11 protein-coding genes are annotated in these 16493 nt (G+C 65.8%); 4 read left to right on the plus strand and 7 right to left on the minus strand.

What is annotated here, in order from left to right:
* Positions 1–17: 17 nt before the first annotated feature.
* The 5 genes from Q7514_RS22455 to Q7514_RS22480 form a co-directional block, all read right to left on the minus strand.
* Positions 18–422, minus strand: coding sequence for a heat shock protein transcriptional repressor HspR (locus Q7514_RS22455; protein WP_330135476.1), 405 nt, complete (start codon positions 420–422; stop codon positions 18–20).
* Positions 419–1597, minus strand: a complete 1179-nt coding sequence (dnaJ, locus tag Q7514_RS22460) for a molecular chaperone DnaJ (protein ID WP_330135477.1) — start codon at positions 1595–1597, stop codon at positions 419–421. Before dnaJ ends, Q7514_RS22455 begins: the two co-directional genes overlap by 4 nt.
* Before the next feature lie 31 nt (positions 1598–1628).
* Positions 1629–2264 carry a nucleotide exchange factor GrpE gene (gene grpE, locus Q7514_RS22465; protein ID WP_330135478.1) on the minus strand — a complete coding sequence of 212 codons (636 nt, stop codon included), beginning with the start codon at positions 2262–2264 and terminating at the stop codon, positions 1629–1631.
* Positions 2261–4102 carry a molecular chaperone DnaK gene (gene dnaK, locus Q7514_RS22470; RefSeq protein ID WP_330135479.1) on the minus strand — a complete coding sequence of 614 codons (1842 nt, stop codon included), beginning with the start codon at positions 4100–4102 and terminating at the stop codon, positions 2261–2263. The genes grpE and dnaK overlap by 4 nt, the downstream gene beginning before the upstream one ends.
* A gap of 1067 nt (positions 4103–5169) precedes the next feature.
* Positions 5170–5928 carry a MerR family transcriptional regulator gene (locus tag Q7514_RS22480; protein WP_330135480.1) on the minus strand — a complete coding sequence of 253 codons (759 nt, stop codon included), beginning with the start codon at positions 5926–5928 and terminating at the stop codon, positions 5170–5172.
* 233 nt (positions 5929–6161) lie between these two features.
* On the opposite strand from Q7514_RS22480, the gene Q7514_RS22485 reads away from it, so the two are divergent.
* The 3 genes from Q7514_RS22485 to Q7514_RS22495 all read left to right on the plus strand — a co-directional run bounded on the left by Q7514_RS22485 (position 6162) and on the right by Q7514_RS22495 (position 10659).
* A complete protein-coding gene (locus Q7514_RS22485; RefSeq protein WP_330135481.1) occupies positions 6162–7769 on the plus strand; it encodes a hypothetical protein in 1608 nt (535 codons plus the stop codon).
* Between the two features lie 134 nt (positions 7770–7903).
* Complete coding sequence (locus tag Q7514_RS22490; RefSeq protein WP_330135482.1) at positions 7904–9226, plus strand: S1 family peptidase; 1323 nt, start codon at positions 7904–7906, stop codon at positions 9224–9226.
* Positions 9227–9363: 137 nt separating this feature from the next.
* Positions 9364–10659 (plus strand): S1 family peptidase, encoded by a 1296-nt coding sequence (locus Q7514_RS22495; protein ID WP_330135483.1) that lies wholly within the window; start codon positions 9364–9366, stop codon positions 10657–10659.
* Between the two features lie 467 nt (positions 10660–11126).
* On the opposite strand, the gene Q7514_RS22500 is transcribed toward Q7514_RS22495, so the two are convergent.
* A complete protein-coding gene (locus Q7514_RS22500; protein WP_330135484.1) occupies positions 11127–11792 on the minus strand; it encodes an ammonium transporter in 666 nt (221 codons plus the stop codon).
* A gap of 410 nt (positions 11793–12202) precedes the next feature.
* On the opposite strand from Q7514_RS22500, the gene Q7514_RS22505 reads away from it, so the two are divergent.
* Positions 12203–15325 carry a (Fe-S)-binding protein gene (locus tag Q7514_RS22505; protein ID WP_330135485.1) on the plus strand — a complete coding sequence of 1041 codons (3123 nt, stop codon included), beginning with the start codon at positions 12203–12205 and terminating at the stop codon, positions 15323–15325.
* 59 nt (positions 15326–15384) lie between these two features.
* Here Q7514_RS22505 and Q7514_RS22510 read toward each other — a convergent pair whose 3' ends face one another.
* On the minus strand, positions 15385–16356 hold the full coding sequence (locus Q7514_RS22510; protein ID WP_330135486.1) for a hypothetical protein: 972 nt from the start codon (positions 16354–16356) through the stop codon (positions 15385–15387).
* Positions 16357–16493 lie beyond the last annotated feature (137 nt).

A 16493-nucleotide genomic window follows, 5' to 3' on the forward strand; every position in this document is an offset into this window, starting at 1 on the left:
GGGAGGCGATCGACGTGTCAGTTGTCGCGCTTGCCGCGCGGCTTCCACACCACCAGCGCATTGCTGCGTGGGAGGGGAACCAGGTCGCGCCGGGCCGAACGCAACTGGGCGATCTCCACCGACATCTCCGAGACCCGCTGCTGCAGAGCCTCGACCTGGTTGGTCAGTTCGATGATCCGCTTGATACCGGCGAGGCTCACACCCTCGTCCTGCGACAGCCGCTGCACCTCGCGGAGCAGTTCGACGTCGCGCGGCGAGTACCGGCGACCGCCCCCGCTGGTGCGGTGCGGGGTCACCAGTCCGAGCCGATCGTAGTTACGCAGCGTCTGCGCGTGCATCCCCGCGAGTTCGGCCGCGACCGAGATGACGTAGACACGTGCATCCGGGTCGGGTGAGTTGCGAAAACCTGGCGTCTCGCTCATCGTGCACCTGCCCATCCTTCACGCGGATCGAATCCACCGGCCTCTTCGGCCTGAAGATATGTGCGCAGCGCCTCGGTCGCCTTGTCGTCGAGGTTCTGCGGGATAGCCACTTTGAGGGTCACCAACAGATCGCCCGAGCCGCCGCCGCGCTTCGCGACACCACGACCGCGGACACGCATGACCCGGCCGTCGGCGGTGCCCGGCGGAATCTTCAGCCCGACACGACCTTCCAGCGTCGGCACCGATACGGTGCCGCCCAACACGAGTTCGCCGTAGCTGACCGGAAGCACGAGGGTCAGGTCGTCGCCTTCGCGACCGAACACCTTGTCGGAGCGCACATGTACCGTCACGAACAGGTCGCCCGACGGCGCGCCGCGCAGTCCGGCCTCGCCCTGCCCGGCGAGACGGATCTTGGATCCGTCCTTCACGCCGGCGGGAACGCGGACCGTGATGGTGCGCGTGCGGTTCTGTACTCCGGATCCGTGGCAGTCGTGGCACGGGTTGTCGATGATCGAGCCGCTGCCGCGGCAGTCGTCGCACGGCTCCGAGAAACCGAACGCGCCCTGGTTGCGCGAGACGATGCCACTTCCGTTGCAGCGCGGGCAGACACGCGGGCTGGTGCCCGGTTCGGCGCCGCTGCCGTGACACGTGGTGCACGGCGCGGGGCTGGTCATGCGCAGCGGAACGGTGACGCCCAGAACGGCGTCACGGAAGTCGAGTGTGGTTTCGGTTTCGACGTCGGCGCCGCGACGCGGACGCGACCGGCCGGCACCGCCGGCGCCTCCGCCGCGATTGAACACGCCGCCGAAGAGGTCGCCGAGGCCGCCGTCGCCGGCTGCGCCCCCACCGAAAAGGTCGCCGAGGTCGAAGGTGCTGCCCCCGGAGAATCCGCCACTGCCTGGCTGGAAGCCACTGCCGCCGCCGGGGAAGCCCCCGGAGGCGAACAGGCGACGGGTCTCGTCGTATTCCTTGCGCTTGGCAGGGTCGGACAGCACAGCGTTTGCTTCGCTGACCGCCTTGAAACGTTCCTCGGCGGCGGTGTCGCCGGGATTGGCGTCGGGGTGCAGGTCCCGCGCCAGCTTGCGATAGGCCTTCTTGATCTCGTCGGCCGATGCGGACGAGGAAACGCCCAGATCCTTGTAGAAGTCCTTCTCGATCCACTCCCGTTGGCTCACTGGGCGCCTCCTCCTTCCGTTGTTGTTGTTCTTACTCTGCGCCGGACTCGTCCGACGGCTTATCTTGCGGTGTGTCCGACGGATCTCCGTCGGTCACGGTCACCATCGCGTGTCGCAGGATCCGCTCGTTGTAGCGGTAGCCCTTGCGCAGGACCGTCCCGAGAACGGGATGGTTTCCGTCGCCCTCCATCTGGACCGCCTCGTGGAGTTCGGGGTCGAAGGGGTCGCCCTCGGCTCCGAATCCGGCCAGCCCGAGCGAGTCGAACACGGTGGTCAACTTGTCGGACATGGCCTTCAGCGGGCCCGACTCGAGATCTCCGTGTGCTCGCGCACGGTCGAGGTCGTCGAGCACGTCGAGGAACTTCGCCGCGACCGAGGCCTTGGCTTCCTCCACCGCTGCGGTGCGCTGGGAGTCGGACCGGCGCCGGTAGTTGGCGTACTCGGCCGTGACGCGCTGCAGATCTGCAGTGCGCTCGGCGAGTTCGTCCGATCCCGGCGCCTCCACCGACGCCTCGGCGGCCAGTTCTGCGTCGCCCTCCGAGTCAGGAGCAGGCTCCACCACGTCGCCTTCGAGAGGCTCGGCGTCGCGAACCTCGAAGGTTTCCGGGTCGATCCGTCGCTTGTCGGTGACGGTGACCGGCTCCTGCTCGGGGGTACCCGAAGTCACTTCTTCTCCGTGTCGTTGGGCTCGTCGACAACCTCGGCGTCGACGACGTCGTCGGCACCGGCGGCCGCGCCGTCATCGGCTGCCGCACCCTCGGCGCCCTGCGCCTCGTAGATGGCCTGGCCGAGAGCCTGCGACTCGGTCGCGAGCGTCTCGACGGCAGCCTTCACAGCGGCGATGTCGGATCCGGCGAGAGCGTCGTTGGCTTCCTTGATGGCTGCCTCGACCTTCTCCTTGACGTCGGCCGGCACCTTCTCCTCGTTGTCCTTGATGAACTTCTCGGTCTGGTGCACGAGCGACTCGGCCTGGTTGCGAACCTCGGCCTCCTCGCGACGGGTCTTGTCTTCCTCGGCGTGGGCCTCGGCGTCCTTGACCATCCGGTCGATCTCTTCCTGGGACAGGCCGGAGCCGTCCTGGATCTTGATCGTGTTCTCCTTGCCGGTGCCCTTGTCGCGGGCGGTGACGTGCACGATGCCGTTGGCGTCGATGTCGAAGGTCACCTCGATCTGCGGGACGCCGCGAGGAGCCGGTGCGATCCCGCCGAGCTCGAACGAACCGAGCAGCTTGTTGTGCGCTGCGATCTCGCGCTCGCCCTGGAAGACCTGGATCTGTACGGACGGCTGGTTGTCGTCGGCTGTGGTGAAGGTCTCGGACCGCTTGGTCGGGATCGTGGTGTTGCGCTCGATGAGCTTGGTCATCACGCCGCCCTTGGTCTCGATACCCAGCGACAGCGGGGTGACGTCGAGCAGGAGGACGTCCTTGACCTCACCCTTGAGCACGCCGGCCTGCAGGGCTGCGCCCACAGCGACGACCTCGTCGGGGTTGACACCCTTGTTGGGCTCACGGCCACCGGTGAGCTCGCGCACCAGGTCGGTGACGGCGGGCATACGGGTGGAACCACCGACGAGCACGACGTGATCGATGTCGCCGACAGCGATGCTTGCATCCTTGACGACCTGCTGGAACGGCGCACGGGTGCGCTCGAGGAGATCGTTGGTGATCTTCTGGAACTCCGAGCGGGTGAGCTGCTCGTCGAGGAAGAGCGGGTTCTTGTCCGCGTCGACCGTGATGTACGGCAGGTTGATGGACGTCGACTGCGAGCTCGACAGCTCGATCTTCGCCTTCTCCGCAGCCTCACGCAGACGCTGCAGGGCCATCTTGTCCTTGGTCAGGTCTACGCCGTGCTGCGACTTGAACTTGTCGACGAGCCAGCTCACGACGCGCTCGTCCCAGTCGTCGCCACCGAGGTGGTTGTCGCCGGAGGTGGCACGCACCTCGACGACGCCGTCGCCGATCTCGAGGAGGGACACGTCGAACGTGCCGCCACCGAGGTCGAAGACGAGGATGGTCTGTTCCTTCTCACCCTTGTCGAGGCCGTATGCGAGCGCGGCCGCGGTGGGCTCGTTGACGATGCGCAGGACGTTGAGCCCGGCGATGGTGCCGGCTTCCTTCGTTGCCTGACGCTGGGAGTCGTTGAAGTACGCGGGGACCGTGATGACCGCGTCGGTGATGTCCTCACCCAGGTACGCCTCGGCGTCGCGCTTGAGCTTCATCAGCGTGCGAGCGCTGATCTCCTGCGAGGTGTACTTCTTGTCGTCGATCGCGACGGTCCAGTCGGTGCCGATGTGGCGCTTGACCGAGCGGATCGTGCGGTCGACGTTGGTGACCGCCTGGTTCTTGGCGGGCTGGCCCACCAGAACTTCGCCGTTCTTGGCGAACGCAACAACCGACGGGGTGGTGCGTGAACCTTCAGCGTTGGCGACCACAACGGGTTCGCCGCCCTCCAGAACGGAGACGACCGAGTTGGTGGTCCCGAGGTCGATACCGACCGCACGAGCCATGATTTCCTCCAAATGCTTCGAGAATGTTCCTTGCTCAACCTGAGCCTGTCCGACTCACACTGAGCGCGGTCGACTCGACTTTGCACCCGCAGGACCCTGCAAGTCAAGCAAGTTGAGTCTCATACGCTCAAGTTGTCTGATGGATCCAACGGCAGGTATAGGCGGATTGTTCCGAATGTGATTCAAATCACTCGAAGTATCGACGGAAACGGACACCTACACCATTTCCGAAGCGCGGTATCTGTCTCGACGACGAAGCCATCAGCCACGTCTCGGCTGCCGTCCTACACGGATTCGACTTGTGGGACATCGATCCGACGTGCGTTCACGTCACCCGCGACCGCGCCTCCGGTGGTAGCCGCCGCGCCACCCGGCATATCCACACGACGCCACTACGGCCCGACGAGATCTGCCACGTCGACGGCGTACCCGTGACTTCCGTCGCGCGAACGGTCGTCGACCTGGCACGTACCCTGCCGATCGACCAGGCGGTGATCGCTGGAGACTCCGCGTTGCGGATGCATCCGGCCGCCGCACCGTCGTTGCCCGAGACAGTGGCCGCGGGACGGGCGCGGCAAGGGATCGCGAAAGCCCGTCGAGCAGTGGAGTTCCTCAACGGCCGCAGCGAAAGCCCCGGCGAGTCACCGAGCCGGCTCCGGATCCACACTGCGGGCCTCCCCGCTCCCGCACTTCAGCACGAACTCCGAACCGACTCCGGAGTGTTCGTCGCCCGGCCCGACTTCCTCTGGAAGGACCCCCGGCGTGGTCGGCGAGTTCGACGGACGCGGCAAATACGGCTCCGACGAACCCGGCGCGACCCGCCGAGACGGTCCATCGCAAGAAGCTCCGGGAGGACGCGATCCGGTCGCTCGGCTACGAGGTGGTGCGGTGGACGTGGCGGGAGTTGTTCGAGTTCGATGCGGTGCGCGCACGCCTGGTCGACGCAGCCGGCAGAGCACGTCGACGGTAGTGACAAGAACAGACGGTAGTGACAAGAACAACGGACGGATACAGACCTTCGCGAAGGTTGTATCTGTCCGTTCTTCCGCTTCTACGCCGGCGGAGTCCTACGCCGACCGAGCCTCGTTCGCCTTCGCGATGAACTCGATCTGCTCGGGACTCGGCCCGCAGAACTCCTGTTCGATCCGTTGCGCATTGTCGGTGTGCATGCGGTAGAGGCTCTCCCGTAGGCCGTCGTCACCACCATGGAACTGTTCGAGCAGCCCCATCCACTGCGCCGCCATCTCCTGCGCTTCGGCGCACGTCGGGTCCATCCCCGCGCTCAATGCGGCATCCACGCGTGGGATGAGCACCTTCCACGACGTTTCCGCCGCCGCGATCGTGTCCTCGCCCAGCTCTGCGCGCCGCTCTGCAAGATCGGCGAGCTGAGATTCGTCGAAGTACTGCTTGATCGTGTCGTCCACGTCGATCACTCCTCTGATCACTTCGAGGAAGTCGGCGACCGAGGCGTCCGGCGACGTGCGTACCTTCCGGCCGAGCATCTCGACGTGCGCGCGCAGCATCCGCGTCGCGGCGAGTTGCTCGTCCAGATAGGCGCGGTGCGCATCGAGGATCTCCGACAGCGACGCACCCCCGTCCGTGACCGCGGCGATGGCATCGAGCGACAAACCCAACTGGCGCAGAGCAAGCACCTGATACAGCCGGTGCACGTCCCGGTCCTCGTACAACCGGTGCCCCGTCGAAGTACGTCCCGACGGACGTACCAGACCGATGTCGTCGTAGTGATGCAGCGTCCGCACCGTCAGACCGGTATCCGCCGCCAAGCGACCGACCTTCCACTGCCGGCCGGAATGTGTCGTCGGCATCGTTCACCCACTTCCACCGGCGCTCTCTGCGCCGGCACGCTCGACGCTAGGACCTCACGTGGCGTGAGGATCAAGCCCGGAATCGCGAGGACTTCCCCGTCGGACCTACCACAAAATGGGCAATCTTCTGTACATTTCTGCGAAAACCAGGAACGATCGTCTCGCTCGGTCTCCGGGTGCGATGGCGGAAATCGACATCGAGACACGTCCTGTACGAATGGGGGAAACTCGGCATGTCCGTAGGCGTAGGCCTGAGGGTCGGCACCACTGTGTCATCGGTTGCCGTGACGTCCCCCTCCCCCGGACGGCCCGACCCGGAACCCATCGAGCGGCGCACCGCAGTGCACCTGCACTCCGACGGCACCGCCACACTGGGCGAACACCACGTCGTCGACGGCAGCACCAGTTCGTTCACCGACTTCGTCGACCGGCTGGGACGATCCAACGGCGTCCGCGCCAACGACGGCGCCCTGTCCCGCGCGGAAGATCTCGTCGCAACCGCGATGGAATGCCTCATCGCCGACGCCGGGACCATGATCGGCGACGAGAACTACACCGTCGTCGCCTCCCACCCCACCGACTGGCCGCCGTCGACCGTCGCGCTGCTTCGCAACGCCCTCGACTACGTGGGCCTGCGACACGTCTCCCTCATTTCCGACGCCGAGGCCGCCGCCGCGTGGTTCGAGTCGCAGGTGGCACACCAGACCGGTCGCCTCGTCGCGGTCTACCACATCGACCCGCACGGATCGACCGTCACGCTCGTCCGCTCCGGTGTCGTCGCGGGCAAGGCCTTCCGCTTCGCCGAAGGTGACGCCCCGTCGGTGTCCGCGCAGTTGTCGGCAGCGCTCGGAGCGTTCGGCTGGCTCGTGACCAACCTCGACGCGATCGTCGTGACCCTCGACGAAACTGTCGATACCAGCGCGGCGCAGATCGTCACCCAGTCCATCAAGGCCGGTCTCGGCGTGCGATGCGCACTTGCACCCGACCCCCACCAGACGATGGTTCGTGGCGCTGCGCTCGCTGCCGCCGCGGGGTCGGTGGATCTCCTCGGATCCACACAGGTTCTGCCCGCCACTCGCCCGACCGGCCCGAAGCGCGCCGACCTCGATCCCGAGACCACCGCGGTGATCGCCAAGATCTCGCCTACCGCTGTGTCCGGAGCCTCACCGGCAGCGGTCGGCAGGGACACCGCCCCCGTGAACGCGGCAACATCCGGAAAGGTGGGTCCGACCAAGACCACCGATCCGGACTCGGATACCGATGATCCCGGCAAGAAACCGAAGATCGGCGTCTGGGCCGCAGCCGCGGCAGTCGCGTTGATAGTCGGCGTCGGCGTCCTCGTCTTCACGCTGCGCGACACCTCCACCGCGAGCGCGAACCCGCCGACGACGACCGCGCCGAGCGCAATCATCCCGACCGCCACACAGCCCGAGCCGCGATCGACATCGGCGATACCCACGACCTCGGAAACCGCCGAGACCTCGACGACCGCAGAGGTCCAGGAGGCCGAGTACACGGCGCCCGGGTACATCGCCACGGACGTCCCGCAGACGCAATACGAGACGGAGACCTCGAACAGCGGGTCTTCGACGACCCCGAAAGAGAACACGTCGACGACCACTGCGCCGACGAGCAGCAGCACCGGTTGGTCACGCCGGAACCCGCCGAACGAGCCGAGCAGTGGTTCGGGTGGCGGCGGCTCCAGTTCGTCATCACAGTCTTCACCAGCGCCGACGACATCGCCCGAAGAACCGGGAGAGCCGGTGGAGCCCGAGGACCCAGAAACCACATCCGCAGCCCCCTCTTCGGAGACCACCGCTACAACCTCCGGGGAGATCTAGCCGAATCGGTACTTCCGGCCTATTCAAGATCAACGGCCGGTGCCGTACGCTATCCGAGGACCACACGGACCTCACGGCCAGGGTTTGCAAAACACCAGTTCAGACACAAGATCGACCAATTATGAAGGGCCTTCATGCGTCACTCGCCGGCGTCGCGCGCCGCAGTCCGTACCACCATCCGTCGTGCCGCCACAATCGTGGCTTCAGCGGTGCTGCTGGTCGGACCGCTGACCTCAACCGCGCACGCCGCTCCCGCGGAGACGCCCGAACTTCCGGCGGAACTCGTCGAGGCCGTGCAGCGAGATCTCGGACTCACCCCTGAGCAGTACCTCGAGCGCGCAGCCCGCGCCCAGGAGCTGAACACCTATGCTCGCGACTTCCGCGCCGAGCGCCCCTCCGACTTCGCCGGAGCATGGATGAACTCCGACGGGAAGCCGGTCGTCGCCGTCACCAACCATGACGCAGCACGCCAGGCCGAGCAGGACGGCTACCAGGCCACGGTCGCGCCGATCTCGGCCGACGGGCTCGAGCAGGCACTCGCAGAACTCAACCGCTGGGTCGCTGCACTGCCGCGCGAGGTGTCGTCGCAGGTCAACAACACGTCGATCGATGTGCTCAACAACCAGATCGTCGTCGACATCGTCAACTCGCCCCTCGGCCGCGCGCTGAACCTGCCGTCGCTCATCGCGAACATCCAGGTGCAGCTGTCGCCCGGCTTGCCGGCCAACGACCCGGCTCCGCTCGGCGGCGACACCTACATCACCGCCGACGGCGACGTGCGCGACACGCCGCTCGAGCGCATCGGCATCTGCTCGTTCGGGTTCAACGGTGTCGACGCGAACGGCGACCCCGTCAACATCACCGCCGGCCACTGCGACGCGGTGGCCCGCGAAGACGGCGGTTCCACCGTGTACCTGCCCAACCGCGGGAACATCGACGAGAGCGTGCAGATCGGCTCGTTCACGAACTCGACGGCAGGCACCGACAGCAGCCTCGACTACGGCATCATCTCGCTCAACGATGCGGGTGTCGACGCAGGCCTCAACCGCCCGACGGTCCGTGGCGGAAACGGATCGACCCTGACAGTCACCGGTACCGCACGTCCCGTGGTGGGCGCTCCCGTGTGCAAATCGGGACAGTCGTCGTCGTTCACGTGCGGTGTTGTTGCAGCCGACCACGTCGAGACCCAACTCCTGTACGCCAACGGCAGTGCAACCACCATTCGTGGCTTCGCGACCACCGCGTGCACCCTGTCGGGCGACAGTGGCGGCGCGATTGTCACAGGCACTCTCGCGCTCGGCGTGATCTCGGGGTCGAACAGTGCCGGTGCGCCCGACTGCGTCGAGGCCAACCTCGTGCTCGCCACCACAGGCGGGACGTCGAGCCTCGGGATCGCGGTCGGCGACATCGCAGACGCCACCGGAACCCGTGTGCGCACGGAATCCGCACCCGAATAATCACAGAAGTCACATGCGACACACTGGTAACCAGGAAGTCCGGCTCGGTTACCGGTTTCAACCCATATGATCGTGTCGCCGATCCGCTCCGATCGGCATCTCCACGTCACGCGTGGAGGTCACTGAGAAAGGTATCCATGCGACGCTCCTTCGCACGTCGGGCAGCCGTCCTCGGCTCAGCCGCTGCGCTCCTCATCGGACCCGCAGCACTGGTGGCCCAGGCCGACCCGGCTCCCGTCCAGACCACGGACCTGCCCGCCGAACTCGTCGAAGCGTTGGATCGAGACCTTCAGATCAGCCCTGAGCGGTTCCTTCAGGACGCCGCGCGCAGCCAGGACCTAGCACAGTTCGCAGAGAAGGCCCGCGAGCAGTTCGCGGCCGTGTTCGCCGGTGTGTGGCTCGACGACCACGGCACCCCCACCGTCGGACTCGCGGAAGGTGAGCAGTTCGACGAGGCCCGCACCTCCGCCGAGGACGCAGGCTTCGCAGTGCAGCGGACCGAGGACAGCGAGCACGCCCTCAACGACGAACTGAAGGCCCTCAACGACTGGCTCGAGACGCAGCCGCCGGCCGTCGCCGATGTGGTTCGCGGTGTCGCCATCGACGTCATCAACAACGACGTCATCGTGCGCGCCGAGAATGTCGCCGGATTGGAACTGCCCGAGTTCCTCGCGGGTGTGCGAGTGCTGTTCGCCCCCACCGATCTCACTCCGCAGCCTGCCGCAGACCTGCACCCCGTCGCCGGCACGGCCGCACCCGACGCCCTGCTCGGTGGCGACGCATACGCATCGCTCGGGCAAGGAACGGGTCTGCGCTGCTCGCTCGGCTTCAACGCCGAAGACCGCCGCGGTCCCGTCAACATCACCGCCGGACACTGCGATCCGAACCGCGCTCAGGCCGGCACCCAGTGGGCGTCCGATGTGTACCAACTGAACGGTGAGGCGCTCGGTCAGCACCTCGGCAAGTTCGAGAAGACCAGCCTGGACGACAGCGACTACGCGATCATCCGGCCCACCGGTGAGGCCGAAGGCCGGTTCGAGAACAACGGTGTCCGCGTGCCGGGTGCCGCTCCCCTGCCGATCACCGGCACCGCCGATCCGATCGTCGGAACGCCCGTCTGCAAGTCCGGCCTGCGTACCGGCTACAGCTGCGGCCTCGTGACCGCGACGAGCCAGAACGTCGAGATCGGCCAGCGTGTCCTGCAGAACGGCTTCTCGACCAACCTGTGCGCCCTCCAGGGCGACAGCGGCGGCACGCTCGTCACAGGCACCCTCGCCATGGGTATCTCGAGTGCGTCGAACGTCGGCCAGTACGGCCTGTGCGAGATCGCAACCATCGTCAGCGGCTTGCTGGGTGAATCCCCCGAACTGTTCGCGACGCCGATCAACTCGATCCTCGCCGAGAACCCGGGCCTGACGATCCGCACCGGATAGTCCTCGCGAAGCAACCGCGTAACCAACACAGTGCCCGCCTTCCACACGGAAGGCGGGCACTGTTGCATTCAGCCTCTGGCTGCGCCTCAGCCCTGCCCGCCGTTCCGAGCGAATGAATCATTCGTCTCCGTCATCGACCCCAGTGGCACATTCGCTCAGTCGTGGAGAACGGTGAGACGGGGGCGACGGCGGATGCAGGTGCGGAGTGTCGACGCGGCATCAAGATCGAAGCGGGATACGCTCCTGAAATCTCGTTCGGCCGCGAAACGAACGATGACGGGAATGGTTCCGCTCATCGTCGGCGAACTACAGGGAGGACATGCAAATGTTCGGATCGGTTACGGGTAGCGCTGATTTGGTAGCAGGTTGGGTCAACCTCTTGGTCCGGTTGCTCTGGATGAGCTGACGTTGAACGTCGAACGGCCTCGCCGTCCTATGGATGGCGAGGCCGTTCGTCGATTGAAGAATCAGTTCGCGTACACCGTGGTTCCCGGGGGTGCCGTAAGAGTCTGGATCAGGCCGATTCCAGCGATGGCAAGAGTCGGGCCGCCAACGACGATCGTGCCGATGACGCCGCCGATGCCCGCACCCGCAACAGTGCCGACCGCAGGCATCACGAACGTACCGATGATGGCACCGATGATCGTGCCGGTCAGGCCGCCAACAGCAGTCGCAATACCGAGCTGCGACGCGAAGTTCTGCTGAGCCTTGAGGTTCTCGTCGGGCGAAGCAACGTCGGTGACCTTGAGTGCAACCGGCGTGATCCCCTGGGCGACCTTGTCCTCGGGAGCAACCGGAGTTGCCTGCGAGAGGTCGGTGACCGGCGTCAGCGTCAGAGTCTTGCCGTCTTCGCTGATCTCACGCTCGAACGGCAGCTGGATGTCGCCGAGCTGAACCGCGAGCGGCAGGCTGACGACGGTGTTGCCAGCGTTGTCCTGCAGTTCGACGCTCTGGCCGTCGCCCGAGACCTGGAATGCACCGGCGTCGATGACGGTGACGACGGAATCGCCGTCGACCTTCGACTCGTAGTTGATCTCGTCCGGGGCCGCCGGGGCCGCGTAGGAGGTTCCGGCCGTGATTCCCATAGCGGCGATGGTCATCGTCGCCACGGCGGCAAGCTTCCTGAGCTTCATGTGTTTCCGTTCTGTGACATGGCGCACGCCCCGAGGACGCCCCCAATTTTCCCTAGTACGCGTGCGACTTCCGAACCCCCGACGACATTCCATTTGTCCGAAAGTCACATCCGGATCAGAAGCATAACCGACCTCACAGCAATTTGTTATCCGGGTAAGGCCTGATAGATGCCGAATCGTGTCCTGAAGCGCCACCAAGTCACACATTCGACGAATTGCAGTTAGGGCATCCTGGCTCGAATTGGCGAATTGCCCGACTATACGGTGACTGCCGCACCAGCCCTCAGCACCGCAGCACCTAGTTACTCACCAGTAATTCCCTCCTAGTTACCAGTGGGTAACTTAGCGTGCGTTACGATGCGGAGGCTTATACCAGGCGGGCTGTCCGCCCCCGACACGAAAGGCCACGTATGAATGCCCTGACGATCACGTTGGGCACGATCGGCGTGCTGCTCAGCCTCGTGTGTTGGTACTCCTTCATCGGCGGCGCGTGGAAGATGGTCAGCGCGATCCGGATCGGCCAACCGGCCCCGGATCGCTGGCGTCCGTTCTTCCCGCGCTTCAAGCAGATGGTCGTCGAGTTCCTCGCCCACACGAGAATGAACAAGTTCCGGACCGTCGGCTGGGCTCACTGGCTCGTCATGGTCGGTTTCCTCCTCGGAGCCATCGTCTGGTTCGAGGCATACGGACAGACCTTCAACCCCGAGTTCCACTGGCCCCTCATCGGCGGCACCGGCGTCTACCACTTCATCGACGAGATCCTCGGCCTCGGCACGGTGATCGGCATCGTCGCGCTGATCATCATCCGCCAGCTGAACCACCCTCGTAAGCCCGCAGGGCTTTCGCGCTTCACCGGTTCCGACTTCAAGGCCGCGTACTTCGTCGAAGCCGTCGTGCTCATCGAGGGCCTGGGCATGATCTTCGTGAAGGCCGGCAAGATCGCCACCTACGGCGGCGGCCACATGTCGACCGATTTCTTCACGATGAACCTCGCCAAGCTGCTGCCCGCGAGCACCACGATGGTCGCCATTTTCGCGTTCGTGAAGCTGATGTCGGGCATGATCTGGCTCTACGTCGTCGGCCGCAACATCACGTGGGGTGTCGCATGGCACCGTTTCGCTGCGTTCTTCAACATCTACTTCAAGCGTGAGGACGACGGTGGCGTCGCTCTCGGTGCAGCGAAGCCCATGATGTCGAAGGGCAAGCCCGTCGATATGGAAGACGCCGATCCCGACACCGACACGTTCGGCGCCGGTCGCATCGAGGACTTCTCGTGGAAGGGCTGGCTGGACTTCAGCACCTGCACCGAGTGCGGCCGCTGCCAGTCGCAGTGCCCCGCCTGGAACACCGGTAAGCCGCTGTCGCCGAAGCTGCTCATCATGTCGCTGCGCGACCACGGCAACGCCAAGGCCCCGTACCTGCTGGCCGGCGGCCGCACAGACATGGGCGGCGACGAGGTCGGTCTCGTCGACAGCGAGGGCAACGTCAACGAAGCGGCGCTCGCCAAGATCCCCGAGGCGGCACGTGCCGAAGCGGGACGCAAGCTCGTCGGCGAATCGGCCGAACTCGTCGAGGCCGGCGAGCTCACCCCCGTCATCGATGCCGAGACCCTGTGGAGCTGCACCAACTGTGGCGCATGCGTCGAGCAGTGCCCGGTGGACATCGAGCACGTCGACCACATCATCGACATGCGTCGCTACCAGGTGCTCATCGAATCGGACTTCCCGTCCGAGCTCGCTGGTCTGTTCAAGAACCTCGAGAACAAGGGCAACCCCTGGGGTCAGAACTCCAAGGACCGTCTCAACTGGATCAACGAGATGGACTTCGAGATCCCGGTGTTCGGTCAGGACGCCGACAGCTTCGACGGCTACGAGTACCTCTTCTGGGTCGGCTGCGCCGGCGCCTACGAAGACCGCGCCAAGAAGACGACGAAGGCCGTCGCCGAGCTGCTCGCCACCGCCGGTACCAAGTTCATGGTCCTCGGTGCCGACGAGACCTGCACCGGCGACTCGGCTCGCCGTGCGGGCAACGAGTTCCTGTTCCAGCAGCTCGCGCAGCAGAACATCGAGGTCCTCGACGGAGTGTTCGAGGGTGTCGAGCAGAGCAAGCGCAAGATCGTCGTCACGTGCGCGCACTGCTTCAACGCGCTGAACAACGAGTACCCGGAGGTCGGCGGCAACTACGAAGTCGTCCACCACACCCAGCTGCTCAACCGCCTGGTGCGGGCGAAGAAGTTGATCCAGGTCACGTCGGTCGGTGAAGACGTCACCTACCACGATCCGTGCTTCCTCGGCCGCCACAACAAGGTGTACAACGCGCCGCGTGAGCTCATGGCCGCATCGGGCGCGAAGCTCGTCGAGATGCCTCGCCACGGTGAGCGGTCCATGTGCTGTGGTGCCGGTGGCGCCCGCATGTGGATGGAGGAGCGCATCGGTAAGCGCATCAACGTCGACCGCGTCGACGAGGCGTTGAGCACCGATCCCAAGAAGATCGCGACCGGCTGCCCGTTCTGCCGCGTCATGCTCACCGACGGTGTCACGGCACGTCAGGAAGAGGGCAAGGGCGAAGGTGTCGAGGTCGTCGACGTCGCGCAGCTGATGCTCGAGTCGATCTCCCGTGTCGAGCCGGAGAAGCTCACGGAGAACCTGAAGGTGATCCAGGAGCCGAAAACTCCCGTCGAGGTCGAGGCTGTTGCCGAGGCTGTCGAGGAAGAGCGTGTCGAGGAGGTTGTGGAGGCCGCTGCAGCCCCGGCAGCCCCCAAGACGACGGGTGCTCCGAAGGCCGGTGGACTGCAGATGAAGGGCGGACTCAAGGGCCCCGGCGCCAAGAAAGCAGCCGCACCCGCTGCCGCAGCGGCACCTGCGGCCGAGGCAGCGGAGGCTCCGAAGGCGAAGCCCGGCGGACTGCAGATGAAGGGTGGGCTCAAGGGACCGGGCGCCAAGAAGGCAGCGGCACCGACGGCAGCGGCTCCCGCGGCCGAGGCTGCACCGACCGAAGCTCCGGCCGTCCCGAAGGCCAAGCCCGGCGGACTGCAGATGAAGGGCGGACTCAAGGGCCCCGGCGCCAAGAAGGCAGCGGCACCGGCCGCTTCGGAAGCTGCAGTTCCCGAAGCCGCTGCACCCGCAGCCGAGTCGGCACCTCCGACCGCCAAGCCCGGCGGACTCCAGCTCAAGAGCGGACTCAAGGGCCCCGGCGCCAAGAAGGCAGCTCCGAAGGCTGCGCCTGCACCCGAGGCAGCTCCTGAGGCCGAGGCTCCCGCCGACGCCGCACCCGCTGCAGAGGCCCCGAAGGAGACTGCGATCCCGAAGGCGAAGCCGGGCGGACTGCAGCTCAAGAGCGGACTGAAGGGGGCTGGCCCGAAGAAGGCAGCACCGGCCGCAGCGCCGACGCCTGCAGCGGAGCCGACTTCCGAGCCGGAAACTGCACCTGAGCCCGTCGCCGCCGAGCCCGCGTCGGACGCGCCGGCTCCGCCCAAGGCGAAGGCCGGCGGACTGCAGATCAAGGGTGGCCCCAAGCCTCCCGGCCGCAAGTAGGTAAGCAACGAAGAAGTGAGGCTCGCAACGCCGGTGGTTCGCCACCAGCATTGCGAGCCTCACTTTTGCGTTGCGAGCCTTCTGACTTTGAAGGTTCCCGTCGGACCGCTCCCCCGTTGCGCCAACGCAATCGCACCGCGAATCTTCGCCGCGACCGCACCGGGCGTCTCCACATCTGCCCACGTCCACCGCACCACCACCCAGCCCGCGTGACGTAGCTGATCCTCACGCAACTTCTCCCGATAGACGACGTCCTCCGCGTCGGTCGTAGCGACACCATCGCGCCGATACTTGATCCGCCCGTCGAACTCGCCTATCACCCCGTGTTGAGGTAGCAGAAAGTCGACGCGTGCCAGCCATCGGCCGGCTGAGTCCAACACGTCGACCTGTGTAAGAGGAGTGGGCAGTTGCTCACGGGACATCAGCACTCGGCTGCGCGACTCGCCGACGCTGTCGCTTCGATCGCTCATGCAGCGCACCGCTCGCAACACGCGAGGACGGCCCGGACGGCTGCCCATTCGCCCGGCAGCATGTTCCAGCTCACCGATGTCGACGAGCCCCTGGCGCAACGACTGGTCGCCTAGCACCACGGCCTGCTCGAGCGGCTCCGACGCCGCAAGATCGAGGACGGTCCGAGCCACACCCAGGACACGGGCCCCGTATTTCTCCCTCAGGTCGCACTCATCCACACGCGCCGCGTGCATCACCCTCCCGCGCGACCTCTTGCTTCCGCTCGGCCGGTTCCGGGTCAGGTGGACGTCGTCGAGTGATATCCGCCAGGGTCGCAAGCCGTGGAGCACCGCAGCCGACACGTGGCTGAGTGCGGTGTCCGAAGACGCCACCTGCACTACGGCCAGCGAATGAAAAAGATGGCGGCCGTAATCGTCGGCAGTGTCGTAGGTGTCGCGGGGAAGGAAGATTCCGGCAGCCAACCGCACCCATCGGCCGGTCGAGACGAAGCCGCGGATCTCCCCCGGTGTGTAGCCGAGCGCGAGCGCTTCGCTGCGATGGATGAGTGGTTCGTGTCCCATGCACAACAGCGTCGCGTACCCGTTGGACCACACACCTCGAACGTCTTGTCGCAGCCCGAATCTGTGGATGGATCGACCGCCTGTGGAGAAGTTCCATACAGCCCCCATGTGGAGGACCGGATTTAGGATGGGTCTCT

The organism is Rhodococcus artemisiae (assembly GCF_036327795.1).
Classification (GTDB): Bacteria; Actinomycetota; Actinomycetes; order Mycobacteriales; family Mycobacteriaceae; genus Rhodococcus; species Rhodococcus artemisiae.

What these genes read in the sequence shown, in the direction of transcription:
- Q7514_RS22500 (WP_330135484.1), bottom strand. Translation starts at nt 11,792, where the DNA reads ATGAAGCTCAGGAAGCTTGCCGCCGTGGCGACGATGACCATCGCCGCT.
- Q7514_RS22485 (WP_330135481.1), top strand. Translation starts at nt 6,162, where the DNA reads ATGTCCGTAGGCGTAGGCCTGAGGGTCGGCACCACTGTGTCATCGGTT.
- Q7514_RS22490 (WP_330135482.1), top strand. Translation starts at nt 7,904, where the DNA reads ATGCGTCACTCGCCGGCGTCGCGCGCCGCAGTCCGTACCACCATCCGT.
- Q7514_RS22455 (WP_330135476.1), bottom strand. Translation starts at nt 422, where the DNA reads ATGAGCGAGACGCCAGGTTTTCGCAACTCACCCGACCCGGATGCACGT.
- dnaK (WP_330135479.1), bottom strand. Translation starts at nt 4,102, where the DNA reads ATGGCTCGTGCGGTCGGTATCGACCTCGGGACCACCAACTCGGTCGTC.
- Q7514_RS22505 (WP_330135485.1), top strand. Translation starts at nt 12,203, where the DNA reads ATGAATGCCCTGACGATCACGTTGGGCACGATCGGCGTGCTGCTCAGC.
- Q7514_RS22510 (WP_330135486.1), bottom strand. Translation starts at nt 16,356, where the DNA reads ATGGGACACGAACCACTCATCCATCGCAGCGAAGCGCTCGCGCTCGGC.
- Q7514_RS22480 (WP_330135480.1), bottom strand. Translation starts at nt 5,928, where the DNA reads ATGCCGACGACACATTCCGGCCGGCAGTGGAAGGTCGGTCGCTTGGCG.
- Q7514_RS22495 (WP_330135483.1), top strand. Translation starts at nt 9,364, where the DNA reads ATGCGACGCTCCTTCGCACGTCGGGCAGCCGTCCTCGGCTCAGCCGCT.